This window comes from Streptomyces sp. DSM 120436 (assembly GCF_055778765.1).
In genome coordinates, this window is sequence record NZ_JBSKBS010000002.1 from 219,158 (window position 1) to 241,564 (window position 22,407).

Consider the following 22,407-nt stretch of genomic DNA (forward strand, 5'->3'; position numbering starts at 1 on the left):
CATGGGGGTCTTCGTCTTTCTGCCGCTGGTGCTGCCGCTGACGGCGTGGCCGATCGCGCGCCTGGCCGAGCAGCATCTGCATCCGCGGACCGCGACGCGGCTGCTGACCGGGGTGGCCGCGGTGATGGCGGCGTGCAGCACGCTCTGTCTGGCGCTGGTGATGGTGGTCGGCACCGCCCAGCTTCCCGGCAACCCACTGCCCGACGGCTGGTCGGACCCCGAGGTGCGGGCGGCGGTGCCGTACGACGAGGTGGTGGGCAAGGCGGCGATCCCCGCGCTGTTCGCCGTGCTGGTCGCGTGCGGCCGGACCTGGTGGCGGCACGTCCGGGTGCGCCGTCGCACCCATCGGGCGCTGGCGGGACTGCGGGACACGGAGGTGGCCGTCCTGCCGGACAGCGCGCCGTACGCGTACGCCCTGCCGGGCGGCGGCCGACGGGGCCGTGTGGTGGTCACCACGGCCCTGCTGGACTGCCTGGAACCGGCCGAGCGGCGGGCGTTGTTCGCCCACGAGCGAGCCCATCTGGCGGCCCGTCACCACCGTTTCCTCCTCACGGTGCGACTGGCCGCCCAGGCCAATCCGTTCCTGCGGCCGCTGCGCACGGCGGTGGCGTACTCGACGGAGCGGTGGGCGGACGAGGAGGCGGCGCAGACGGTCGGCAGCCGCCGCACCGTGGCACGCGCCATCGGCAGGGCGGCACTGGTGTCCCGGGGCACTCCGGCGGCCACGCTGGCCGGTCTGGCCGCGGCGGGACCGGTACCGCGCCGGGTGGCGGCCCTGCTCGGGCCCGCGCCGGCGGTGCGCACCTGGCCCTCCCTGTTCACGGCGGTGGGCGTCGCGGCGTGGGGCGCGGCCACGGGAGCCGTCGTGTCGGCGATGTCGTCCGCGAACTCCGCGGTGACGATGGTGCTCATCCTGTACGCGGCCACGCCGCTGTGACCGCGACCGCGCGGGCTGCGCGAAGGGCCGGAACCGTGACGGTTCCGGCCTTTCGCGCGTCAAGGTCGCGGTCAGAGGTCGAACTCGTGCGGCGGCAGGTCCAGCGCGAAGCACGCCTCGCGGACCACGGCCTGCTCGTCCTTGTCGAAGTCGCCGTCGGCGCCGCCGATGACGATGCCGATCTGGATCACGGCCCGTGCCTCGGCGGGCTTCTTCTTCGCCTTGGCGATCTCCTGGATGACGCTCACCTTGCCGAACGCGAAGTCGGTGGTGAGCTTGTCGAGGTTGTCCTCGAAGCGGCGGCGCAGGTCGTCGGCGGGGAAGTTCCGCAGCACCTCGTTGGTGGCGATGAGCTGGGCGACGCGCTGCCGCTCGGCGGGGTCGACGGTGCCGTCGGCGGCGGCGACGAGCGCGCACATCGCCATGCTGGCGTCACGGAAGGCGCCGCTTGTCAGATCGTTCTTCTTCGCCATGAGCTGGGTCTGCATCGATGACGCGGACTCCTTGAGGCGGTCCCACAGGGCCATGAGAGCTCCGTACGTGTCGGGCGGGAGCCCGGACGGAAGGGGGGTGTCCGGGCTCCCTTTATTTCTACAGTGATGTAGAAGATATCAGCAGGGGCGGGGTGAGATCAGCGATCAGCCGTCTCGCTGCCGGTGACCCCGAGGCGGGTCGCCGTCAGCCCTCGTCCCCCTCGTCGCCTTCGTCGCCCTCGAAGAAGTCGCCGATCTCGTCGACGACTTCGGCCGCGACCATGCCGCCCACGACACCGACGGCGAGACCCGCGGCGCCCGCCGCGACGGCGGTGCCCATGCCGGGGCCGCTCCGGCGGTGGCCGTCGTGGCCGTGATGGCCGTGGTCGTCGTGAACGCCGTAGGGGGCGCCGTGGCCGTAGGCGCCGTGGTGGCCGGGTGCCGCACGGTGCTCGACCAACTGGCGGACCCAGGCGTCCACTTCGGCGTTCCAGTCGCGGGAGTCGTGGTGGCCGACGGTGAAGCGGGTCAGCGCGTCGTGGCCGCCGGAGAAAAGACCGCCGCGCTTGTCGGCCTCGAGGACCACCTCGAGGCCGCCCGGATCGGCCAGGAAGGTCACCTCGATCTCGTTGACCCGGTGCGCGTACTGGGGCGCCGGGGTGAGTTCGATCTCCTGGTAGAAGGGCAGTCGCTGGCCGGTGCCGGCGATGCGCCCGTACTCGAGGTCGGCGGACCTGAAGCCGAAGCCGAGCTGCCCGAACGCCTCCAGGATCGCTTCCTGGGCGGGCAGCGGGGCGATGCTCAGCGGGTCCAGGTCGCCCTTGTCCCGGGCGCCGGCCACCGCGAGTTCGGTGCGCACGCCGAGGACGATGCCGAGGTGCTGGCCGTGCAGTTCGGTGACCGGCGTCTCCCACGGCAGCGTCAGCGTGAAGGGGACGCTGTGCCGCTGACCCGCGGCGAGCCGGAAACCGCCGCCGACGGTGAACCGTTCGAAGGCGACGACGCCCTCGCTCTCACCCTCGTCGTGCTCGGCCTCGACCCGGGCCACCAGCTCCAGGGTGATGTGCTCGATGTCGAAGTCGCCCTGACCGCCTTCGAGGTGGACCCGGCCGGTCAGCGCTCCACCGGGCCGGGCCGCTCCCGGGTCGAGGACCGTGTCGACCGTGGGGCCGCCCACGCCGAGGGATCCGAGCAGTCTTTTGAACACCATGATGGCGTCCACTCCTTTTGCGTGCGTGTGTTTCCTGGGGTGCGGTGCCGTACGGCCGGGCAGGCGCGGACGCACCGCGGAGGCGACGGTGGCGGGTCACCCGGCCGGGGCGGCCGGCACCCCTCGCGAAGGTCCGCCCCGCGCGTGCGGGCGCGCCCTTCCCGATGTCGTGCTCAACGCCCCGACCGGGTCGCTCGCAGCCATCCGTGCCCTCCTGAGCATGTGTCAGGCCCACCGCCCGACGGGCCTTTCTACAGACGCGTAGAAGCATAAGGCGCGGTCGGCCCGTGAGCCGCACGTCGGGAAGCGCTCGCCGGAAACGGCCGAAAACGGGTCGCCCGCAGGGGGGAGGCAGCGGCGGGTCGGCCACGTCGCGGCGCGGGGGCGAGCCGGAAGGAATCGGCGCGGCAGTTCGCGCTCCGGGCGGATCGGCGAGTCCGACGACACCGGCAGGGCCGTCGCCGTGCCCGTGTCCGAGGAAGGCCGCTGGATCACCGCCCGGACCGGCGAGGTCCCGGGCGGCCACCACCCCCGACGCCGGCCCTTCCGGCACGGTCCGCGCCCCGACCGCGAGCAAGACGCGGGGCGGCGTGCTCGTACGCCCACGCACGCGAAGGAGCCCACCGCGGTGACGAGCGACAGCCGGGCCGGACCGCCCCTGTCCGGCGGCGAGCGCGAGATGCCGCGCGCCTCCCCCCGACCACCACCGGGCGACGCTCGCCATGAAGTGCCAGGGCCTCGCCGACGAGGAGCCGCGGAAGCGGTGGATGCCGCCGTCCACGCTGTCGCCGCTCGGGCTGGTGCGGCACATGGCCCGGCTGGAGCGGGCCTGGTTCCGCCGGTGTTCCAGGACGACGACGCCCCCGCGGTCCGGTCGGACACGGCCGGCTTCCAGGCCCCGTGCGACGCCGATGCGTCGACCCGGCGGGAGGCGTTCACGGCGTGGGAGGCGGAGGACGCGCGCCGGGCGGAGCGGGAGGCGTCCTCCCTCGACGAGGCGGGGCACCAGCCGAGACGGGGCACCCGCCGAGACGGGCAAGGACGTGTCGCTGCGGATGGTGATGCTGCACGTCCTGCTCGAGGACGCCCGCCACCACGGGCACGTCGGCTTCCCGCGCGAGGGCGTCGACGGGGCCGTGGGCGTCCGAAGGGCGCGTCCGGTCCCGCGGCGACGGTCAGCCGCGCTGCGGCGCGTCCTCGTCCGCGCCCCTGCGTGCGTCCTTCTCCGGATTCTCCCCCGCACCCTCCTCGGCGTGATCGTCCGCGCGCCTGGAGCGCCGGGCGGCGCTGATCGCGGCCAGCACCATGCCGACCGCCACGATCGCCAGGCCGCGCAGCCACACCGCGGCCTCGATCTGCGTGGCGAGCACGACGCACGACGCGATGCCCAGCACCGGCAGGACGACCGGCGCACGGAAGTGGTCGGCCGTCCCCGGGTCGCGGCGCAGCACCAGGACCGCGGTGTTGACCATGAGGAAGACGATGAGGAGCAGCAGGACCAGGGTGGACGCGAGGGTGGCGACGCTGCCGGTGAGGGCGAGGAGCATCGCCAGGCCGGTGGTGACCGCGATGGCGGCCCACGGGGTGCGGCGGCCCGGCAGCACCTTGGTCAGCGCGCCCGGCAGCAGCCCGTCCTTCGCCATGCCGTAGGCCAGGCGGGAGGACATGATGCCGGTGAGCAGGGCGCCGTTGGCCACGGCGACGAGGGCGATGGCGCTGAACAGCCTGGGCGGCACACCGCCCGCCTCCTTCACGACCTCGAGCAGCGGCCCGCTGGAGGCGGCCAGCTCGGCGGTCGGCACGGCGGCGGACGCGGCGAGGCCGACCAGCACGTACACGGCGCCCGCGGTGGCCAGCGCGCCGAACAGAGCGCGGGGGTAGGAGCGGCGCGGGTCGCGGGTCTCCTCGGCCACGTTCACCGAGGTCTCGAACCCGACGAACGAGTAGTACGCCAGCACGGAGCCGCTCAGCACGGCGGCCGCCGCGCCCTTCTCCGGCGTGCCGAGCTCGGTGAGCCGGCCGGGGTCGCCGTCGCCGCGCAGCAGCAGCCACGCGCCGAGGACGACGATGACGGCCAGGCCGCCCACCTCGACGACGGTGGCGACGACGTTGGCGCGGGTGGACTCCTTGATGCCGCGCGCGTTGACGAGCGCGAGCAGGCCCAGGAAGACCACGGCGACGAGTCCCACGGGCAGGGTCACGAAGGCCGACAGGTAGTCGCCCCCGAAGCCGCGGGCGAGGGCCGCCACGGACACGATGCCGGCGGCGAGCATGCAGAAGCCCGCGACGAAGCCGGCGAACGGTCCGAAGGCGCGGGTCGCGTAGTGGGAGGCGCCGCCGGCCCGGGGATACTTCGTCGCCAGTTCGGCGTACGAGGCGGCGGTGAGCATCGCCAGCAGCAGCGCGACGACGAGCGGTACCCACACCGCTCCCCCGGAGTCGGCGGCGACCTGTCCGACCAGGACGTACACACCGGCGCCGAGCACGTCGCCCAGGATGAAGAAGTACAGCAGCGGGGTCGTCAGCGCGCGCTTGAGGGCCGTCGGCCCCTGTGCCGTGCCCTGCGTCCGCGTCACTGCCCTATGACCGACTCGTCTTGCCATACCGCACCGTGTCCCCCGTGCCGGCGAAAACACGCTCGCGCGTGTGCCGGTGCGGAAACGGGCCGCGTCACACCGGTCTCGGGAGGCGGGAGGCGGTTGCGAGGGCGGGACCGCTCCGCCCGGCCGGACACGGGCGCGGGCGGCCGCGACGATCGCGTTCGTCGCAAGGGACGAGTTCCGGGACGTTCCCGCTCGGTTCGCTGTTCGGCCGCCTCCTCACGGAGGTCCGGAGGACGGGCGCGGCTCTGGCGGTGGCGACCGCGGGGACGCCGGTGTCGCCGGCGGCGAGCGCGGTGTCGGAGAGGCCGGCGCTGTTCATCGGCTCGCCCGGGGTCGCCGTGGCCGGTCCGGCTTCCGTCGTGGTGGGTCTCGGTCCCCGCCCCCTTCGTCAGTACGGGGCCGGGTGCGGGGGCACCGCGTGACAGGCGCCGCCGGGTCCCACGGCTGAGTAGGGTCCTTCCAGGCCGAGCGAGGAGGACGCCGTGCAGCTGCGGAATGTCGTGCCGGACGACGTGGACGCGTACATCCGTATGCGGTGCGACCCGGTGATGATGGCCCACCTGGGCGGCCCGCTGCCTCGGGAGGGCATGCCCGGCAAGGTGCGCCGGGACGCGCGCGACGCGGCCGCCGACGTCTCGTGGATCAAGATGATCGTGCCCGATCCGGCCGTGCCGGACGTGGTGGCCGGAACGGTGACCCTGTGGTCGCACGGCACGGACGACGGGCCGGTCTCGGAGATCGGATGGATGATCCTGCCGGAGTTCCAGGGCCGCGGCCTGGGCAGGCGCGCCGCCCGCACCCTGCTCGAACGGGCCCGCGACGAGAACCGCTGGGGCGTCGTGCACGCGTTCCCCGCCGCGGACAATCCCGCCTCGAACGGCATCTGCCGCTCCCTCGGCTTCCGCTTCGTCGCGGAGCGGGAGGTCACGTTCGCGGACCGGGTCCTGCGGAGCAATCACTGGACGATCGACCCACGCACCGGTCTCACGCCGTCCTGACCCTCCGTCGGCCCGGCTGTCAGGCGGCCGGGATGCCGGTGGCCGCGGCGGACTCCTTCTGCCTCCCGACGTGGGCGAGGCGTTCGGCCGGGGCGTCGCGGACGAAGGCGAACGCGCCACTGCACAGCACCAGCCGCGGCGGCACGGGCTGCTGTGCGGCCGACGCGATGACCGCGGCGGCCGTCTTCGCCGGTCGCCGGGCGACGTTCCGTGGGCCGACGGCAGGCTTCTGCGAGGTCACCGGTCCGCACACCGGTGACCGGCCGGTGCGCCCCGGAGGGTTCTCCCGGGAATCGGGAGTACTCAGACCGGCGGGACGGGGCATTCGGTAGTCGCCAAGTCCGCTCACACGTAAGGAGTGCAGTCCCATGCCCGAGACATCGGACGTCGTCGAGCTCATCCTCCAGGACCACCGGCGCATGGAGGACCTGTTCCGCCGGATGCGCAGCGTCGAGGACGACCGGGGCGCCGCGCTGCGCGAGTTCTCGGACCTCCTGATCGCCCACGCGCTGGCCGAGGAGTCCAAGGTGTACCCCGCGCTGAAGCGCTACAAGAAGATCGACGACGACGAGGTCGAGCACGGCGAGGAGGAGCACGACGAGGGCAACCAGGCCCTGCTGGCCCTGCTCGAGGTCGAGGAGATCGGCGGCGACGAGTGGGACGAGAAGCTGGAGGAGCTCGTCGAGGCCGTCACGCACCACGCCGACGAGGAGGAGCGCACGATCCTCAACGGCGCCCGGGAGAACGTGGCGATGGAGCGGCGTGAGGAACTGGGCAAGGCGTTCTGGGAGGAGCGGGAGCGCCAGCTGAAGTCCGGCTGCGGCTCCGTGGACAACGTGCGCAAGATCGTCGAGTCCTGACGCACGGCCGGTGGTACGGCCCGGGGAAGGCCGGCCCTCCCTCATCCGGGAAGGGCCGGCCTCCGTGTGTCTCCGGTGGCCGGGTGTCAGTGGCCGGCGGCCGGGTCCTCAGGGCGGATACGGCCGTGCCAGCCGCCGCCGCTGCCGCCCTTCTCGACGTACTCCTTGAAGCGGTGCAGGTCGCCCTTGACCCGGCGGTCGATGATGCCCAGGGCGTCCGCGCCCTTCTCGGCCATGCCGGTGGGCTCGACGTCCATGGTGAGTTCCACGCGGGTGTGCGTGTCGTCCAGCGGTTCGAACCGCACCGACCCGCGCTGCTTCGTGTCACCGTCGATGGTCCGCCAGGTGACCCGGTCGTCGACGAGCTGGTCCACGATCTCCGTGTCGAACTCGCGCTTCACCCCACCGATCTTGGTGGTCCAGTGGTTGTGGCGGTCGTCGAGCTGTGTCACTTCCTCGACGCCCTCCATGAAGCGCGGGAAGTCCTCGAACTGCGTCCACTGGTCGTAGGCCCGGCGGACGGGGACGTTCACATCGACCGTTTCCTTGACCGTGCTCATGGATCCTCCTGGGTTCTCTGCACGAAGGGCCGGCGGCGTGCCGGGCGCTCCGGCCCTTCGCCCTGTACGGGTCGTCCGGAGCGGCGAGTACCCGGCAGGCGGCGTCTGAAATATCCGGGTGCCGTCCGCGCTCAGCCGGGGAGCGCGTCCAGTACGTCGGCGGCCAGCCGGCCGGCGTCGTCGATCGCGGCCGTGAGGCGCTCCGGGGACGCGTCGAGCGTGCCGAAGAGGGCGTGGGCGCGGGCGGTGAAGTCGGCGGGGGCGGACGGGAGCGCGCCCGCCGAGCGGACCGCGTCCTTCTCGTTGAGCACCCAGGCGCCGGCGTCGGCGTGCAGGGCGTGGACGAGGAGGCCGACCGCGCGGTGGAGACAGCCGGCCACATGGAAGGCGTCGCCGCGCGGGACGCCCTTGCGAGCGGCGGCCAGGATGAACGGCGCCTCCCAGCGCGCCTGTCCCACCAGCGCGTTCCGCAGGGGCCGGGGATATCCGGAGCGGATCTCCGTCTGCAGCGCGGTGAGCTCGCCGGTGGGGTCGGTGAGGACGCGGGCCAGGGCCACCTCCCCGGAGTACGTGTGGGAGGAGAAGCCGTACGGGTGGCCGGCCTGGACGCCGGTCTCGACGTGTCCGTCGCGGCACCGCTGCCAGACCCGGTGGACACGGTCCAGGTCGCGGTAGATCCAGTCGACGGGGGTGCCGTCGACGGTCAGCCAGGCACCGCCGTCGACCCACGGGCCCCAGCCGCCGGGCTCGGAGACCTCCGCCGTGTCTCCGGACAGTGCGGCGGCCAGCCGGCGCAACGCCGCCGTGTCGAGGGGAGCCCGGTAGTACAGCCCCAGGTCGACGTCCGAGTCGGGGCGGTGCGTGCCGCGGGCACGGCTGCCGCCGAGGGTGACCGCGACGACGCCGTCGACCTCGTGCAGCCGGTCCGCGACGCGGGAGATCTCGTCCATCGGACCGAGTGTGCCGAACGGGGCCCGGCGCCGCGACCGCGTTTTCCGTTCCGTCGCGGGGGTCAGCGCCCCCAGACGCCGGCCACCCCGGCGGCGCCCCTACGGACCCGTGCGTGCCCGGCCCGCGCCGCCGGACCGCTCGGGGAGGTCGTCGGGGGCGGGCGCGGTTCCGGCCGCGTCCGGCACGCCCGTCTCCAGGCGGTAGTGGACCGTGACGTCGTGGTAGTCCACGCCCGGTTCGACCCGGTCCGGGAGGTGGGTGCGGTCGCTGTGGCTGACCGACGGGCGGTCGCCCGTGCCCGGGAAGCGGACCGCGGTGCGGGGAGCGTCGGCGAAGCGGAGGCGGTCGGCGCGGACCGTCGCGTGGAAGACGATGTCCCTCGGGTCGTCGTCCTGGGTCCCGGGCGTTCAGGGCGGCTCTCCCGGCTCCCCCACGGTGGGGCGGCGGGCGCGCCTCGGGAGCGGTTTGCCGTCCTCGCCGCGTACCCGGCGCTTGGCGGTGCCGCCCTCGGCCGCCGTCCGTTTCTTCGCGGCCGACCGGGTCGCCTTGCGAGCGGGGGCCGGGGCGCCGCCCGCCGCGTCCGCGGCCTCCGGCCCGGCCGAGGCCGCCCCGGCGGCGGTCTCCCCCGCCCCCTCGGCGACCTGCCCCGCCCCCGAGCCGACGTCCTCGACGGTGCGCCCCGCTCCCCCGCCCAGTTCCTCCACCGCCGCTCCCGCGCCGCGTCCCACGTCCTCCGCGACCTCGCCGACCCCGCCCCCGACGTCCTGGACGGCCTCCCCGGCCCCCGCGCCGACGTCCCGCACCGCGCCCCCGGCGCCCCGGCCGACCTCTTCGACGGCTCCTCCCGCGCCGCGTCCGACGTCCCGGACCGCTCCTCCCGCGCCGCGTCCGACGTCCCGGACCGCTCCTCCCGCGCCGCGTCCGACGTCCTGGACGGCCTGTCCCGCGCCCGTGCCCACCGCGCCGACCGCTTCCCGGGCCCCGCCGCCGACGTCCCGCACGGCGGCGCTCACGCCCCGGGCCAGTTCGGTGAGGATCTCCGGGTTGCGGTCCACGGTGGTGAGCACGCGGTTGACGATCACGGCCACGTTGTCGAGGCGCACCTTGAGCTGGGCCCGGGCCTCCACACCCGAGATGCCCAGGTGCACCCGGCCGAGGGAGACGTCCGCGCCGACGCTCAGTTTCAGCAGGTCGAGCACCTCGGCCTGGAGCGAGACATGGGCGCGCAGATCCTCGACGTCCAGGTCGATCTCGTCGACCTTGAGCAGCGGGACGTCGAGGAAGACGTCCGTGTCCGCGGGGGTGGCCGGAGGCCGGGCGACGGCTTCCTCGTCCCCGCCCTCGTCGGCGTCGTAGGCGTCGTAGGCCTCCGTCTCCTCGATCTCCGCCGCGTCGTTCTCGGTGTCGTCGGCGTTGTCACCCATCACCGCACCTCTCGGTCGTCGGCCCCCTCGTTCCATCTTGCGGCGGGCGGCGGACCGGTGCTCGGTCGGCCGGTCAGCGGCGGACGCGGTGGACCAGGTGCATGGCCCGGCGCCCGGGATCACGACGTGCGGGTCCTCCAGCAGGTGCTTGCCGCTGCCCGTCCACCGGCCCGAAGCATCGCTCGCCGCGTCCGGGGACCACCGGCACGACGTCCATGGCGGCCTCGCCGACGCGTCCCTCCGCGAGGCACTGCCGACGCCCCGCTCCCCGGGAGGTCCTGCGCCGTGTCGATCGCCTCGCGCGCCCGCCGGCGAAGGGGGCGGGCGCCCCGGGATGCCGGCCCTCGGGGCGCGACCGGCGGGAGACCACGACGACGTGGTCGCCCCGTACCGGGCACCACACGGTGACCGCGCGCACGTGCCGGAGGGGTGGACGCCCCGGCCGCCGTCCTCCTCAGCCGGGGACCGGTGCCGCAGCCGGCCGGGGCGCGGGCTCCAGCCGGACGACGACGCTCTTGGAGGCGGGCTGGTTGCTGCCGTCGGCGACGCTGTCCAGGGGGACCAGGACGTTGGTCTCCGGGTAGTAGGCGGCCGCCGTCCCGGCCTTCGTGGGGTACGCGACGACCGTGAAGCCGTCGGCGCGCCGCTCCGTGCCGTCCGTCCACACGCCGACCAGGTCGACGCGGTCCCCGTCGGCGAGACCCAGTTCGGTGAGGTCGCGCGGGTTGACGAGGACGACGCGCCGGCTGCCGTGGATGCCCCGGTAGCGGTCGCTGTCCGTGTAGGGCACGGTGTTCCACTGGTCGTGGGAGCGCAGCGTCTGCAGCAGCAGGTGGCCGTCGGGGACGCTGGGCGCCTCGTGGTCGTTGCGGGTGAACCGGGCCTTGCCGCCCTCGGTGTGGAACACGCCCTCGTTGACCGCGTTGGGCAGCCGGATGCCGCCGGGGCGCACCACGCGCCGGTCGAAGTCGTGCAGTCCCGGCACGATGCGGGAGATGCGGTCCCGGATCTCGCCGTAGTCGGACTCGAACGCCGTCCAGGGGATGTCGGGGCCGCGTCCGGCGAGGGTGCGGCGGGCGAGGCGGCAGAGGATGGCGACCTCGCTGAGCAGCAGCGGGGAGGCCGGCTGGAGGCGCCCGCGGGAGGTGTGCACCTCGCTCATCGAGTTCTCCACGGTGACGAACTGCTCGCCGCCGGACTGCACGTCCCGTTCGGTGCGGCCGAGGGTCGGCAGGATCAGCGCGGTACGGCCGCAGACGGTGTGCGTCCGGTTGAGCTTGGTGGAGATGTGGGCGGTCAGCCGGCAGGCGCGCATGGCCTCCTCGGTGACCATGCTGTCGGGTGCGGCGCGGACGAAGTTGCCGGCGAGGGAGAGGAAGAACGTGACGCGCCCCTCGAGCATCGCGCGGATCGCGTTCACCGAGTCGAGTCCGTGGTGGCGCGGCGGGTCGAAGCCGAACTCCTGCTGCAGGGAGTCGAGGAAGGAGTCCGGCATCTTCTCCCAGATGCCCATCGTCCGGTCGCCCTGCACGTTGCTGTGGCCGCGCACGGGGCAGGCTCCGGCGCCCGCACGGCCCAGGTTGCCGCGCAGCATGAGGAAGTTGACGAACTCACGGATGGTGGGCACCGCGTGCTTGTGCTGGGTGATGCCCATCGCCCAGCAGACGATGACCCGTTCGGAGCGCAGTACGTCGTCGCGGACCTGCTCGATCTCCTCGCGGGTGAGGCCGGTCGCGGTGAGGACGTCGTCCCAGTCGACGGCGCGGACGTGCCGGGCGAACTCCTCGAACCCCTCGGTGTTGGTGCGGATGAAGTCGTGGTCGAGCACCGTGCCGGGGCGGGCGTCCTCGGCCTCCAGGAGGAGCCGGTTGAGGCCCTGGAACAGCGCGAGGTCGCCGCCGACGCGGATCTGCAGGAACCGGTCGGCGATCGGGGTGCCGTGGCCGATCAGTCCGCGCGCCTTCTGCGGGTTCTTGAAGCGCAGCAGTCCGGCCTCGGGGAGCGGGTTGACCGCGATGATGCGGGCGCCGTTGCGTTTGGCCGTCTCCAGCGCGGAGAGCTGGCGGGGGTGGTTGGAACCGGGGTTCTGCCCCACGACGAAGATCAGGTCGGCGTGGTGCATGTCCTCCAGGCTGACCGTGCCCTTGCCGGTGCCGAGGGTCTCGTGCAGGGCGTAGCCGCTGGACTCGTGGCACAGGTTGCTGCAGTCGGGCAGGTTGTTGGTGCCGAAGGCGCGGGCGAACAGCTGGAGCACGAAGGCGGCCTCGTTGCTGGCGCGGCCGGAGGTGTAGAAGACGGCCTCGTCGGGCGAGTCGAGGGAGGTGAGTTCACCGGCGAGCAGTCCGAAGGCGTCGTGCCAGCTGATCGGCTCGTAGTGGTCGGAGTCGGGCCGCTTGACCATCGGTTCGGTGAGCCGGCCCTGGTCGTTGAGCCACTTGTCCGAGCGTCGGGCGAGGTCGGACACCGTGTGCTCGCGGAAGAAGTCGCGGCTGATGCGCCGGGTGGTCGCCTCGTCGTTGATGTGCTTGGCGCCGTTCTCGCAGTACTCGTTGCGGTGCCGCTGCCCCGGGGCCGGGTCGGCCCAGGCGCAGCCGGGACAGTCGATGCCGTCGACCTGGTTCATGGTCAGCAGCGTCTGCCCCGCGCGCAGGGGGGAGGTCTGCTCGAGGGAGTACTCCAGCGCGTGCTTCACCGCGGGTGCTCCCGTGGCCCATTTCTTGGGCGGTGTCACGGTGAGCCGCTCCTGGGAACCGTCGTCGGGCCGCTCGGGCATGGACTCTCCTTCACCGGACACGCGGTCGTCTCCCAGTCTCACGCTCCCGCGGGGGGACGGCCACATGATCTTCCGCCGATGGGGTTGCCCCGGCCGTGCTGCGGCCGGGGGGAAGCGCGGCCCCCGGGTTCCCCCTCGGCGCCCGGGGGAACATCACGGTCTCCGCTCGTGTTGTCGCGCGTATGACAAACATCGCGTCGCGGCCCGAGGTGCTGCGTTACACCGCCTTCTCCAGCGACCCCGCGGGCGGGAACCCCGCCGGGGTGGTGCTGGACGCCGGTGCGCTGGACGACGGGGACATGCTGGCCGTCGCCGCCGGACTCGGGTACTCGGAGTCCGCGTTCCTGACCGCCCCGCCGGAGGGTCTGGACGGGCCGGAGGGACGGACGTACCGCATCCGGTACTTCAGTCCGAAGGCCGAGGTGCCGTTCTGCGGGCACGCGACCGTCGCGGCCGCCGTCGCGCTCGCCGAGCGTCGGGGCCCGGGGCCGCTGCTGTTCGCGACGCAGGCCGGCCCGGTGCCGGTGGACGTGACGGAGGAGGACGGCGCGGTCCGGGCCACGCTCACCAGCGTCGAGCCGTACGTCGAGGACGTGACGGACGCCGATCTGGCGGAGGCGCTGGCCGCGCTGGACTGGCCCGCCGCCGACCTGGCCCCGGCCTTCCCTCCGCGCGTGGCGTACGCCGGCGCCCGCCACCTGGTGCTGGCGGCGGCCACCCGCGCCCGTCTGGCCGATCTGGCCTACGACTTCGCGCGCCTCGAAGCGCTGATGCACCGCCTGGACCTCACCACCGTGCAGCTGGTGTGGCGGGAGTCGGCGACGCTGTTCCACGTCCGTGACCCGTTCCCCGTCGGCGGTGTCGTCGAGGACCCGGCGACCGGGGCGGCGGCCGCCGCGTTCGGCGGGTACGCCCGTGAGCTGGGCCTGGTCGCCGAGGACGCCGTCCTCACGTTGCGGCAGGGCGAGGACCTGGGCCGTCCCGGCGAGCTCACGGTGACCCTGCGCGCGGGCGATCCCCGTGTCCGCGTCACCGGGGCGGGCGTGCGCATCGGCTGACGGCGTGGGCGGGGGCGACCGGGCGGGGACGCGTGGTAGCGGTGCGGCATGCGGGGCACACTGGGGAAGAGAACCCGAACGACAGGTGGGGCCATGCCTGCAGCAGCCGCGCAGTCCGTCGAAGAGGCGATCGAGGTCGCCGTTCCCGTGCACACCGCCTACAACCAGTGGACCCAGTTCAAGACCTTCCCCCGCTTCATGCGCTGGGTGAAGGGGGTCGAGCAGCTCCGTCCGAACCTCACCCGGTGGGAGATCGGCACCGGCTGGGCGACCCGGACGTACACGGCGGAGATCGTCGAACAGCACCCCGACGAGCTGATCGCGTGGCAGGGCCTCGGCCGCTGGGCCGGGCACCGGGGCGAGGTGCGGTTCCGCGCCCTGGCCCCGAACCGCACCGAGATCGTGGTGAGCCTGCGGTCCGCGACCCGGCCGAAGAAGCGGCACCTGGCGCACCGGACGCCGGTGACACCGCGGCTGGTGCGGGCCGAGCTGGACCGCTTCAAGCAGTTCATCGAAGGGGTGGGCCAGGAGTGCGGCGCCTGGCGCGGCGTCATCCGCAAGGGGCAGGTGCGGCCCCTGGAGGCGGAGCCCCCGCGAAGCCGCGTGGCGGGCTGGCCGGTCGGCTGACCCACGGGAGCGACAGCCGGTCCGCGGACGCGCAAGCCGGTCCACGGGCGCGGGACGGGACGGAAGCGCGCGAGAAAAACCCGGTTCGGCTGCGAGGTCCGGTCCTTCCGGGGAACCCGGCGCTCGGAACCGACCCGAGGAGCGACCATGAGCACCCCCGACGACAAGGACCTCACCCATCCGCTGGAGCAGGAGACGGGCGAGAAGGACGTCCACCCCGAGGAGGACGAGTCCCGGGACCAGGAGGCGCCCGGCGGCGCGGACGCCCAGGACTCCGGTGACACGTCCGGAGGGCGGCCGTGACCGCACCCGCCGTGTCGGTCTCCGGACAGGACGCCGACGCGCTCGGCGGGGACGACAGCATCCTGATGCGGCAGCGCCGGGACCACGCACGGCTCGACGCGATGATGAACCGCTACCGGTCCGCGGACCTCCCGCCCGGTGAACGCGACAGGCTGTGGCTGGACATCGTCCAGCTGGTGTTCAGCCACGCCTTCGCCGAGGAGACCGTGCTGTGGCCGCTGCTGCGGCGCGTCGCCCCGGACGGGGAGGCGCTGACCCGCCGGGTCGAGGAGGAGCACCAGGCGATCAACGAACTGACCGCCCGGATCGAACGCTCCCCCGGCGATCCCCGGCGCGCGGAGTGGATCCAGGAGGCGTTCGCGCTCATCCGGGAGGACATCCGCGACGAGGAGGACGAGCTGCTGCCGCACCTGCGGACCGCGTTCGACGACCGCAAGCTGCGGCGCATCGGCGCCGCCTGGGAGGCCGTACGGGTGACCGCCCCGACCCGGCCGCATCCGGGCGTGCCCCGTCGTCCGCCCGGGAACGCGCTGCGGGGTGTCCCGCTCAGCGCCTTCGACCGGCTGCGGGACCTGGCGCCGGGCAGTGGTCCGGCCGCCCGCCGTGCCTCCCTCGCGGCGGCGGGAGCGGTCGTGGCCGCGGGCGCGGTCGCCCTGGCGGTGCGTGCCGCCCGCCGGCACGGCTGAGAGGACACAACGAGGCACAGCGAGGAGGTCATGCGGCGCCGCGTCCGTGGCGGGAGCCCGCGTACGCGGCGTCGCGCAGCCGGTTGAGGCGTCCGGCCGGCCGCAGGCCGGGCAGGCTGTGCCCGACGGGGTCGTACGACACCGTGGTGCGCGCGGGAGCGGGGTGCACCGCTTCGAGGGTGAGGGACGCGAACGGGCTCCAGGGCTCACCGGCCGCGGCGGCGCACAGCCGGAACCGCACCGGACGGCAGGCGAGTTCCTGCCACAGCGTCGGCCGCGGTGTGTGCGGCGGATCGAGCAGCGGGAACGCGGCGAGCACCCGCTCGCACTCCCCCGTCCGGTACGCCAGCAGGGTGGAGTACGCCCCGGTGAGGGCGTCGGGGCGCGGCAGCGGCAGGTGACGGCCGAGGCGGCCCGTGCCGCTGGACGTGAACAGCAGGTCGAGCGGCCGGTCCGGGCCGCCGGCGTCCTCGACGCGGACGGCCAGGCCGAGCGCGTCCGGCAGCCGCCGGGGCGTGCCCAGGGCGTGGGACCAGCGCACGGTCGCCGGGTACGAGGCGTGCCGGTCCAGCCAGGGCTCGCCCCACGGGCGGTCGCCGCGCCCGGTGACGTGCAGCGTGCCGGAGCACAGCACCCCGGTGGGGTGCACGGCGGGCGCGCCCCGCCACCGGGCCACCCGTGCGGCGGCCCGGTGGGCGGTCTCCAGCACGCCTGCCACGGACGGCCCCTCAGAGCCCGGGACGGATGACCGCGCGGACGCAGCCGTCGGTCTTGTGCTTGAACATGTCGTACGCCGTGGGGGCGTCGTCGAGGGAGACCGAGTGGGTGGCCAGGTGGGCGGTGGAGATCTCCCCGGCGGCGATCCGGTCGAGGAGCATCGGGACGTAGCGCTGCCCGTGCATCTGCGCGCCGCGCACGGTGAGCCCCTTGTTGACCACGGCGCCGAGCGGGAACTTGTCGACGGCGCCCGCGAACACGCCCAGGACGAACACGGTGCCCCCCTTGCGGCAGGCGTGGATGGCCTGGCGTACGGCGGTGGGGCGGTCCGTCTGGAGCCGGAGCTGCTGCTTGGCCTGGTCGTACAGGTGCATGGGCCCGTCGCTGTGGGCCTCCATGCCGACCGCCTCGATGCACACGTCGGGGCCGCGGCCGCCGGTGCGTTCGCGCAGTTCCGCCGCCACGTCGGTGGTGGTGTAGTCGATGGTCTCGGCGCCGATGTACCGCTCGGTCATCTCCAGCCGCTCGGGGATGCGGTCGATGCAGATGACGCGTTCCGCGCCGAGCAGCATCGCCGCCCGCGCCGTCATCTGCCCGATGGCGCCGCACCCCCAGACGGCCACCACGTCGCCGGGCTTCACCCCGCCGAGGTCCGCCCCCATCCATCCGGTGGGCACGGAGTCGGACACGAACAGGGCGCTGGTGTCGTCGATGCCCTCGGGCACGGTGAAGGCGCCGTAGTCGGCGAAGGGGACCCGCACGTACTCGGCGTGGCTGCCGCGCAGGCCGCCCATGGCGTGCGAGTAGCCGAAGATGCCGGCGGTCTCGTAGCCGAACAGGGCCTGTCCGACACCGGGGTTGGTGTTGGTGTTGTCGCACAGCGACCACAGGTCGTTGGCGCAGTACCAGCAGCGGCCGCAGCCGACGAACGAGCAGACGACGACCCGGTCGCCCACCTTGTGGCGGCGCACCGCGGACCCGGTCTCGACGACCTCGCCGACGAACTCGTGGCCGATGACGTCCCCGGCGCGCATCGCGGGGATGTAGCCGCCGATGAGGTGCAGGTCGGAGCCGCAGGTGGTGCCCGCGACGAGCCGCACGATGATGTCCTGGTCGTTGCGCAGCTCCGGGTCGGGGACCTGCTCGACCGACAGCTTGTTGACGCCTTCCCAGCACAGGGCCTTCACAGCACTCCCTCCCCGCCGGAGCGGCGGCTGAACAGTCCGACGAGCCGGCCGCCCGGTGTGGGCCGGGTCGTCGGCGGCGAGTCGGGGAGCATGACCTCCCCCGCCTCCAGTACGGCCTTGGCCTCGCGCAGCGCGTGCCGTACCTCCTGGCGCGGGTCCTGCCCGGCCAGACGCGAGGGCACGGAGGTCGCGGCGGGCGGCACCGGTTCCTTGAGCCGGGCGGCCAGCTCCGTGCCGCGGTCGCCCGGTGCGGGCTGTGTCCGCACCTCGACGCGGTCGGCGAGCCGCTCGAGGGGCTCGGGCAGCCTGCCGTCCCGCCGGACGTCCTCCACGGGGCGGTTCACCGTCACCGTGAGCCACCGGTCGCCCGCCCGGTCGTCGCCGCCGCGCGCCGCCGTCCCGGCCTTGCGTGCCGCCGCGACCCCGGCCGCGGCGACCGGAACCATCCACAACGCCTTCTTCATCCACTGCCTCCCATTCGTCACCGGCCGTCACCGTGGGGCGCCGGGTTTCCGCGCCGGGCGCGGCGAAACGGCCGGCTTCCGGCGCACCGCGCGTGCGTCACCGCGGGGGCCGGTGCCCGTCGGCGGAGGTCGCCGCGAACGTCCCGCTGCCGTACGGCGTCTCGGGCACGTCGTGCTGGGGCAGCCGCACCTCCACGTGGCCGTCGGTCACGCGCGTGTCGAAGGCGGGCTGGGGCGCGGTGGCGGGGCCCTCGACGTTCCAGCCGTCGGAGAGCCGGAAGACGCTGCCGTGCCAGGGGCAGCGGACGCATCCGTCGGCGACCGTGCCCTCGGACAGCGGTCCCGCCAGATGGCTGCAGCGTTCGGCGAGCGCGTGGACCTCCCCGCCGGTCTCCCGCACCACCAGGACCGGCACGTCGTCCACGACGCACCGTACGGGCTCGCCCACCGGGAAGTCGTCGACGCCGCCGACGCGGTGCCAGCCGTCGCGCACGACGTGCGGCACCTCCTCGGCGTGGTTGACGCCGGCCGCCTGCCGGTACGCCAGGTGGCCGCCGAGCAGTCCGCCGGCGCCGACCGCGGTCAGCCCGAGGTACCCGAGGGCACGTCCGGCCGTGCCCCGGCCGGTGAGGCGCAGCACGAGGGAGGCGCCGTAGAGGCCGACGGCGGCCGTGTTGGCCATGGCGTGCACCAGGCCCACCCGCTGTTGTTCGCGGCGGAGTTCCGCCCAGTCGGTCAGGCCCGTCGCGGCGGTGGGGACGGCCCCGGCCAGCCCGAGGGCGACCAGGAGGTCGGCCTGCCGGGACCGGCCGGGTTTGAGGTCCAGCACGGCGGCCGACATCCAGCTGCCGATGGGCAGGTGGATCGTCATCGGGTGCAGGGGGTGGCCGAGCCACTTGCCGTGGAGTACGTTCCGGACGCGCCCGAGCGGCAGCGCGCGTACGCGTGCGCCGAGCGCGTCGATCAGCTGGTCACGGCCGGGATCGCGCTCCAGCGCGTCCAGCAGCCGCAGCATCCGGTTCTGTCCGAGAGGGCGGCGTCCAGGCTTCTTGCTCATGGGCGCTGAGTTTCCCCGCCGGCGGCGGGCAAACAACGGGAGGCGGTCCGCGCGGCCGGGGGAGGCGGTCAGCGGACGCGCAGGCGTACGCGGGGCCAGGCGTTGTTGACATAGCCCTTGGGGTTCCACAGCGAGGCCGGGGACTCCGGCATGCCCGCGCCGGAGGAGTCCCAGGCCCGGGCCAGGACGTGCGCGTCGCCGGCCGGCAGGTCGAGGGTGGTGCGCCACCGCTGCCACGCCTCCGGCCCGTCCGGCTCGTCCAGCGCGGCGCGGGACCAGGCGCGGCCGCCGTCCGTGGACACCTCGACCCGGGCGACGGCGCGCCCTTCGCCTGCGAGCGCGTATCCGGTGACCTCGACCGGGCCGCGCGGCAGGACGGCGCCGTCGTCCGGGGTGAGGACGGCGCAGTTGAGCGGGACGGGACCGAGGGTGACGCCCTCGGTGTCACGCCCGGTCGGGGGGAGGCGGTAGGCGGTGGCCTGGAAGTAGCCGTCGGAGGGGGTGGTGCGCGCGGTGACGCGGGTGAGCCACTTGACGCTGCGGGCGCCGATCCAGCCCGGCACGACCACCCGCAGGGGCGCGCCGTGGACGGCGGGCAGCGGGGCGCCGTTCATCGTCCAGGCCAGCAGCACGTCCGGGGCCAGCGCCCGGTCGCGCGGGACGGACACCTCGTACGGCTGGGGCGGGTCGGCGGACGGGGAGACGTCGGGGGCGTGGAAGGCGATGTGGGCGGCCTCCGGTGCGACTCCGGCGTGGGCGAGGACGTCGGCGAGGCGCACCCCGCCGAACCGGGCGGTCGACAGGGCGCCCGGACCCCAGGGCGTCTCCCCGGGGACGGCGCGGACGGCGGTCAGGTCGGCGCGCCGGTTGCCCGCGCACTGGAGGGTGACGGTCGCCCCGGTCGCGTCGAAGCGGGACCGCAGGTCGTCCAGGGAGAGCAGCAGCGGGCGCGTCACCAGGCCGTCCACCACGAGCCGCCAGTCCGCCGGGTCGAGGCGGGGCACCGGGCCGTGGTTGCGGCTGTAGAAGGCGTCGACGGGCGTGACCGCCGCGCCGGCCAGCACGGCCCCGGGCGGCTCCGCGTTGAACGGCTCCCGTCCGTGGACCACCATGTCGTCCCGCTTGCCCCACATGCCCATGACCGTGATTGTCCGCCTGTCCCCGGGTACGTGCTCGGTCGAGCGGGGCCGGGCGGGGAGGTGGCCGGTCGGACACGACCGGGGGGAGGGGGCCGGCGAGCGGCCTTCTCACGGCGTGCCGGGTGTGCGCCGGGCCCGGTCGGGGAACATGTCCGGCCTGTTCGGGCCGTGCGAGAGGACTGCATGTGACAGCGTCGGCGTCAGGGGCGGGTGACCGGCAGCCCGGTGCCCAGGGGGACGCGTACGAGCCGGATCCGCGCCGGTGGCGAGCCCTGTGGGTGACGCTGGTGGCCGGTTTCATGAGCCTGCTGGACGTCACGATCGTGGCGGTCGCGCTGCCCACCGTGCAGAAGGACCTGGGGGCCTCCCCCGCCGAGGTGCAGTGGGTGGTGTCCGGCTACGCGCTGACCTTCGCCCTGGCCCTCGTCACCGCGGGCCGGCTCGGGGACGCGCTCGACCGGCGGAAGATCTTCCTGATCGCCCTGTGCGGCTTCGTGCTGTGCAGCGCGGCCTGCGGCGCCGCCCCCGACATCACCCTGCTGGTCGTGGCGCGTCTCGCGCAGGGTCTTGCGGCCGGTTTCATGGCGCCGCAGAACTCGGCGCTGATCCAGCAGATGTTCCGCGGCGCCGAACGCGGCCGGGCGTTCGGCTACTTCGGCGCGACCGTCGGCATCTCCTCCGCCTCCGGGCCCGTCGTCGGCGGCGCGATCCTCGCCCTGGCCGACGGTGCGCAGGGCTGGCGCTGGATCTTCTACGTCAACGTGCCCATCGGCGTCCTCGCCGTGCTGCTGGGCCGCCGCCTGCTGCCGCGGACCCGGAAGTCGGGACGGGGCCACGTGGACGTGCCCGGCGTGCTGCTGCTCGGTCTGGGCGTGCTGGCGTTCATGTTCCCGCTGGTGCGGGCGGAGGCGGGCGGGCTGAGTCGGCTGTGGTGGCTGTTCCCGGCCGGCACGGCGGTCCTCGCCGTGTTCGTCCGGCGGCAGCGGCGGCTGCTCGCCCGGGGGACGACGCCGCTGCTCGACCCGCGCCTGTTCTCCACCGTGCGCGGCTACGCCGTCGGCGCGGGCGTCGGCACCCTGTACTTCGTCGGCTTCAGCGGCGTCTGGCTGGTCTTCGCGCTGTTCTACCAGGAGGGACTGGACTACTCGCCGCTGGAGTCGGGCCTCGCCGTGACCCCGTTCGCCATCGGCTCGGCGGGGGCGGCGGTGGTGTCCGGGCGGCTGGTCGACCGGTTCGGGCGGCTGCTCACCGTGTGGGGCCTCACGGGTGTGGTCGTGGGCCTCGGCACGACCGCCCTGCTGCTGCGTTTCGCGCCGCTGGACCACGCGCCCTGGCTCGCCGCGCCGGCGCTGTTCATCGGCGGCATCGGCGGCGGGTTCGTCGTCTCGCCCAACATCACCCTGACCCTGCGGGACGTGCCGGTGCGGATGGCGGGCGCGGCGGGCGGCGCCCTGCAGACGGGGCAGCGGCTCGGCGCGGCGGTCGGCACCGCCGCCCTGCCGGGCCTGTTCTACCTGCTGCTCGGCCGGAGCGACGACTTCCGGACGGCCCTCTTCCTCGCGCTGGGCGCGGCCCTCACGGCGATGCTGGCGTCGCTCGCCCTGGCGGCGTACGACTGGACGCGCGACCGGCGCAGGCGCGCGGCGCACGGGGAGTGCCCGGAGGAGGCCGCCAACAGTCCGGTGCACTCCCGGCAGACCTGACGCCGGCCGGTCAGCGCGCCGGCGGCGCCCCGGGACGCAGGGCGATCCTCCCCACGCGCCTCCCGCGGGCCAGTTCCTCCCGCGCCCGCGCCGCCTGGTCCAGCGGGTGCGCCGCGGCGACGACCGGCTCGACGGCGGCCCGCCGGGCCAGGTCCGTGAGCAGGCCGAAGTGCGCCGGCTGTGCGGCGCCGAGCCGATCACCTGGGCGTTGTGCAGGTAGGGACGGCGTACGTCCGGGGTCACCCCGTAGCCGCCGGGCGTCCCGGCGGTCCCCCACCGTCCGCCCTCGCGCAGCAGCGGCGCCCCCGCTCACCAGGTCCCCGGCGACGACGTCCAGCGCGACGTCGACGCCCTCGGGCGCGGCGGCGCCGATCCCCGCGACGACGTCCCCCGACCGGTCGACGACGGCATGCGCGCCCGCCTCGCGCACGGCGTCGGTCCTCGGGCCGCTGCTGACGGCGACCGCCCGGGCGCCCGGGCGCGGGCGATCTGCACCAGTGCGAGACCGACTCCCCCGGACGCGCCCGTCACCAGCACCGTCTCGCCCTCGCGCACCCGGCTGCGCGTCCCGCACGAGGGCGCGGCGGCCGCCCGCCCCCTGTCCCTCGGGACGGTCGCGGCGGCCGCGGCCCTGGCCCGGGAACTGGTGCGCACCGCGGCGCGGGGGTGAGCCGGTC

24 protein-coding genes and 1 pseudogene are annotated in these 22,407 nt (G+C 74.6%); 10 read left to right on the plus strand and 15 right to left on the minus strand.

The window, feature by feature from the left end:
- Position 1: 1 nt before the first annotated feature.
- Positions 2-937 carry a M56 family metallopeptidase gene (locus tag ACWH4W_RS22780; protein WP_473077714.1) on the plus strand — a complete coding sequence of 312 codons (936 nt, stop codon included), beginning with the start codon at positions 2-4 and terminating at the stop codon, positions 935-937.
- Between the two features lie 71 nt (positions 938-1,008).
- Here the strand turns inward: ACWH4W_RS22780 and ACWH4W_RS22785 are convergent, their stop codons facing one another.
- Both ACWH4W_RS22785 and ACWH4W_RS22790 read right to left on the minus strand, forming a co-directional pair.
- A complete protein-coding gene (locus tag ACWH4W_RS22785) occupies positions 1,009-1,464 on the minus strand; it encodes a tellurite resistance TerB family protein (protein ID WP_473077715.1) in 456 nt (151 codons plus the stop codon).
- 151 nt (positions 1,465-1,615) lie between these two features.
- Positions 1,616-2,620 (minus strand): sporulation protein, encoded by a 1,005-nt coding sequence (locus tag ACWH4W_RS22790; protein WP_473077716.1) that lies wholly within the window; start codon positions 2,618-2,620, stop codon positions 1,616-1,618.
- Between the two features lie 722 nt (positions 2,621-3,342).
- Between ACWH4W_RS22790 and ACWH4W_RS22795 the strand changes: the two are divergent.
- Positions 3,343-3,693: pseudogene (locus tag ACWH4W_RS22795) on the plus strand (mycothiol transferase); the annotation flags it as partial.
- A gap of 102 nt (positions 3,694-3,795) precedes the next feature.
- Here the strand turns inward: ACWH4W_RS22795 and ACWH4W_RS22800 are convergent.
- Positions 3,796-5,223, minus strand: coding sequence for an APC family permease (locus ACWH4W_RS22800; protein WP_473077717.1), 1,428 nt, complete (start codon positions 5,221-5,223; stop codon positions 3,796-3,798).
- Positions 5,224-5,705: 482 nt separating this feature from the next.
- On the opposite strand from ACWH4W_RS22800, the gene ACWH4W_RS22805 reads away from it, so the two are divergent.
- Positions 5,706-6,221: a GNAT family N-acetyltransferase gene (locus tag ACWH4W_RS22805; RefSeq protein ID WP_473077718.1), complete on the plus strand. Its 516-nt coding sequence runs from the start codon at positions 5,706-5,708 to the stop codon at positions 6,219-6,221.
- Positions 6,222-6,240: 19 nt separating this feature from the next.
- Here the strand turns inward: ACWH4W_RS22805 and ACWH4W_RS22810 are convergent, their stop codons facing one another.
- Positions 6,241-6,462: a Rossmann-fold NAD(P)-binding domain-containing protein gene (locus ACWH4W_RS22810; RefSeq protein ID WP_473077719.1), complete on the minus strand. Its 222-nt coding sequence runs from the start codon at positions 6,460-6,462 to the stop codon at positions 6,241-6,243.
- A 127-nt stretch (positions 6,463-6,589) separates the two neighbouring features.
- On the opposite strand from ACWH4W_RS22810, the gene ACWH4W_RS22815 reads away from it, so the two are divergent.
- On the plus strand, positions 6,590-7,081 hold the full coding sequence (locus tag ACWH4W_RS22815) for a hemerythrin domain-containing protein (RefSeq protein WP_473077720.1): 492 nt from the start codon (positions 6,590-6,592) through the stop codon (positions 7,079-7,081).
- An 86-nt stretch (positions 7,082-7,167) separates the two neighbouring features.
- On the opposite strand, the gene ACWH4W_RS22820 is transcribed toward ACWH4W_RS22815, so the two are convergent.
- The 5 genes from ACWH4W_RS22820 to ACWH4W_RS22840 form a co-directional block, all read right to left on the minus strand.
- Positions 7,168-7,641, minus strand: a complete 474-nt coding sequence (locus ACWH4W_RS22820) for an SRPBCC family protein (protein ID WP_473077721.1) — start codon at positions 7,639-7,641, stop codon at positions 7,168-7,170.
- Positions 7,642-7,772: 131 nt separating this feature from the next.
- Positions 7,773-8,591: a nucleotidyltransferase domain-containing protein gene (locus ACWH4W_RS22825; protein ID WP_473077722.1), complete on the minus strand. Its 819-nt coding sequence runs from the start codon at positions 8,589-8,591 to the stop codon at positions 7,773-7,775.
- Between the two features lie 99 nt (positions 8,592-8,690).
- Entirely contained in the window at positions 8,691-8,822 is a 132-nt protein-coding gene (locus ACWH4W_RS22830) for a hypothetical protein (protein ID WP_473077723.1), read from the minus strand.
- Between the two features lie 177 nt (positions 8,823-8,999).
- Positions 9,000-10,016: a TrbL/VirB6 family protein gene (locus ACWH4W_RS22835; RefSeq protein WP_473077724.1), complete on the minus strand. Its 1,017-nt coding sequence runs from the start codon at positions 10,014-10,016 to the stop codon at positions 9,000-9,002.
- Positions 10,017-10,470: 454 nt separating this feature from the next.
- On the minus strand, positions 10,471-12,789 hold the full coding sequence (locus ACWH4W_RS22840; RefSeq protein ID WP_473077725.1) for an FdhF/YdeP family oxidoreductase: 2,319 nt from the start codon (positions 12,787-12,789) through the stop codon (positions 10,471-10,473).
- Positions 12,790-12,971: 182 nt separating this feature from the next.
- On the opposite strand from ACWH4W_RS22840, the gene ACWH4W_RS22845 reads away from it, so the two are divergent.
- The 4 genes from ACWH4W_RS22845 to ACWH4W_RS22860 all read left to right on the plus strand — a co-directional run bounded on the left by ACWH4W_RS22845 (position 12,972) and on the right by ACWH4W_RS22860 (position 15,463).
- Positions 12,972-13,847 carry a PhzF family phenazine biosynthesis isomerase gene (locus ACWH4W_RS22845; protein WP_473077726.1) on the plus strand — a complete coding sequence of 292 codons (876 nt, stop codon included), beginning with the start codon at positions 12,972-12,974 and terminating at the stop codon, positions 13,845-13,847.
- Positions 13,848-13,940: 93 nt separating this feature from the next.
- Complete coding sequence (locus ACWH4W_RS22850; protein ID WP_473077727.1) at positions 13,941-14,474, plus strand: SRPBCC family protein; 534 nt, start codon at positions 13,941-13,943, stop codon at positions 14,472-14,474.
- Positions 14,475-14,621: 147 nt separating this feature from the next.
- Entirely contained in the window at positions 14,622-14,777 is a 156-nt protein-coding gene (locus tag ACWH4W_RS22855) for a hypothetical protein (protein ID WP_157951299.1), read from the plus strand.
- The gene (locus ACWH4W_RS22860; protein ID WP_473077728.1) at positions 14,774-15,463 is read left to right on the plus strand and encodes a hemerythrin domain-containing protein; all 690 of its coding nucleotides are present in this window, start codon (positions 14,774-14,776) and stop codon (positions 15,461-15,463) included. Before ACWH4W_RS22855 ends, ACWH4W_RS22860 begins: the two co-directional genes overlap by 4 nt.
- A 28-nt stretch (positions 15,464-15,491) precedes the next feature.
- Here ACWH4W_RS22860 and ACWH4W_RS22865 read toward each other — a convergent pair whose 3' ends face one another.
- The 5 genes from ACWH4W_RS22865 to ACWH4W_RS22885 form a co-directional block, all read right to left on the minus strand.
- The gene (locus ACWH4W_RS22865; protein WP_473077729.1) at positions 15,492-16,181 is read right to left on the minus strand and encodes a phosphodiesterase; all 690 of its coding nucleotides are present in this window, start codon (positions 16,179-16,181) and stop codon (positions 15,492-15,494) included.
- Positions 16,182-16,191: 10 nt separating this feature from the next.
- Complete coding sequence (locus tag ACWH4W_RS22870; protein WP_473077730.1) at positions 16,192-17,367, minus strand: zinc-dependent alcohol dehydrogenase; 1,176 nt, start codon at positions 17,365-17,367, stop codon at positions 16,192-16,194.
- Positions 17,364-17,831, minus strand: a complete 468-nt coding sequence (locus ACWH4W_RS22875; protein WP_473077731.1) for a hypothetical protein — start codon at positions 17,829-17,831, stop codon at positions 17,364-17,366. Before ACWH4W_RS22875 ends, ACWH4W_RS22870 begins: the two co-directional genes overlap by 4 nt.
- 97 nt (positions 17,832-17,928) lie before the next feature.
- On the minus strand, positions 17,929-18,888 hold the full coding sequence (locus ACWH4W_RS22880) for a Rieske (2Fe-2S) protein (RefSeq protein WP_473077732.1): 960 nt from the start codon (positions 18,886-18,888) through the stop codon (positions 17,929-17,931).
- Between the two features lie 68 nt (positions 18,889-18,956).
- A complete protein-coding gene (locus tag ACWH4W_RS22885; protein WP_473077733.1) occupies positions 18,957-20,027 on the minus strand; it encodes a sulfite oxidase in 1,071 nt (356 codons plus the stop codon).
- 185 nt (positions 20,028-20,212) lie between these two features.
- On the opposite strand from ACWH4W_RS22885, the gene ACWH4W_RS22890 reads away from it, so the two are divergent.
- Entirely contained in the window at positions 20,213-21,730 is a 1,518-nt protein-coding gene (locus ACWH4W_RS22890) for an MFS transporter (protein ID WP_473077734.1), read from the plus strand.
- A gap of 10 nt (positions 21,731-21,740) precedes the next feature.
- Here ACWH4W_RS22890 and ACWH4W_RS22895 read toward each other — a convergent pair whose 3' ends face one another.
- Complete coding sequence (locus ACWH4W_RS22895) at positions 21,741-22,160, minus strand: zinc-binding dehydrogenase (protein WP_473077735.1); 420 nt, start codon at positions 22,158-22,160, stop codon at positions 21,741-21,743.
- Here ACWH4W_RS22895 and ACWH4W_RS22900 point away from each other — a divergent pair.
- Positions 22,140-22,400: a hypothetical protein gene (locus ACWH4W_RS22900; RefSeq protein WP_473077736.1), complete on the plus strand. Its 261-nt coding sequence runs from the start codon at positions 22,140-22,142 to the stop codon at positions 22,398-22,400. The two genes, ACWH4W_RS22895 and ACWH4W_RS22900, sit on opposite strands and share 21 nt — an antisense overlap.
- Positions 22,401-22,407 lie beyond the last annotated feature (7 nt).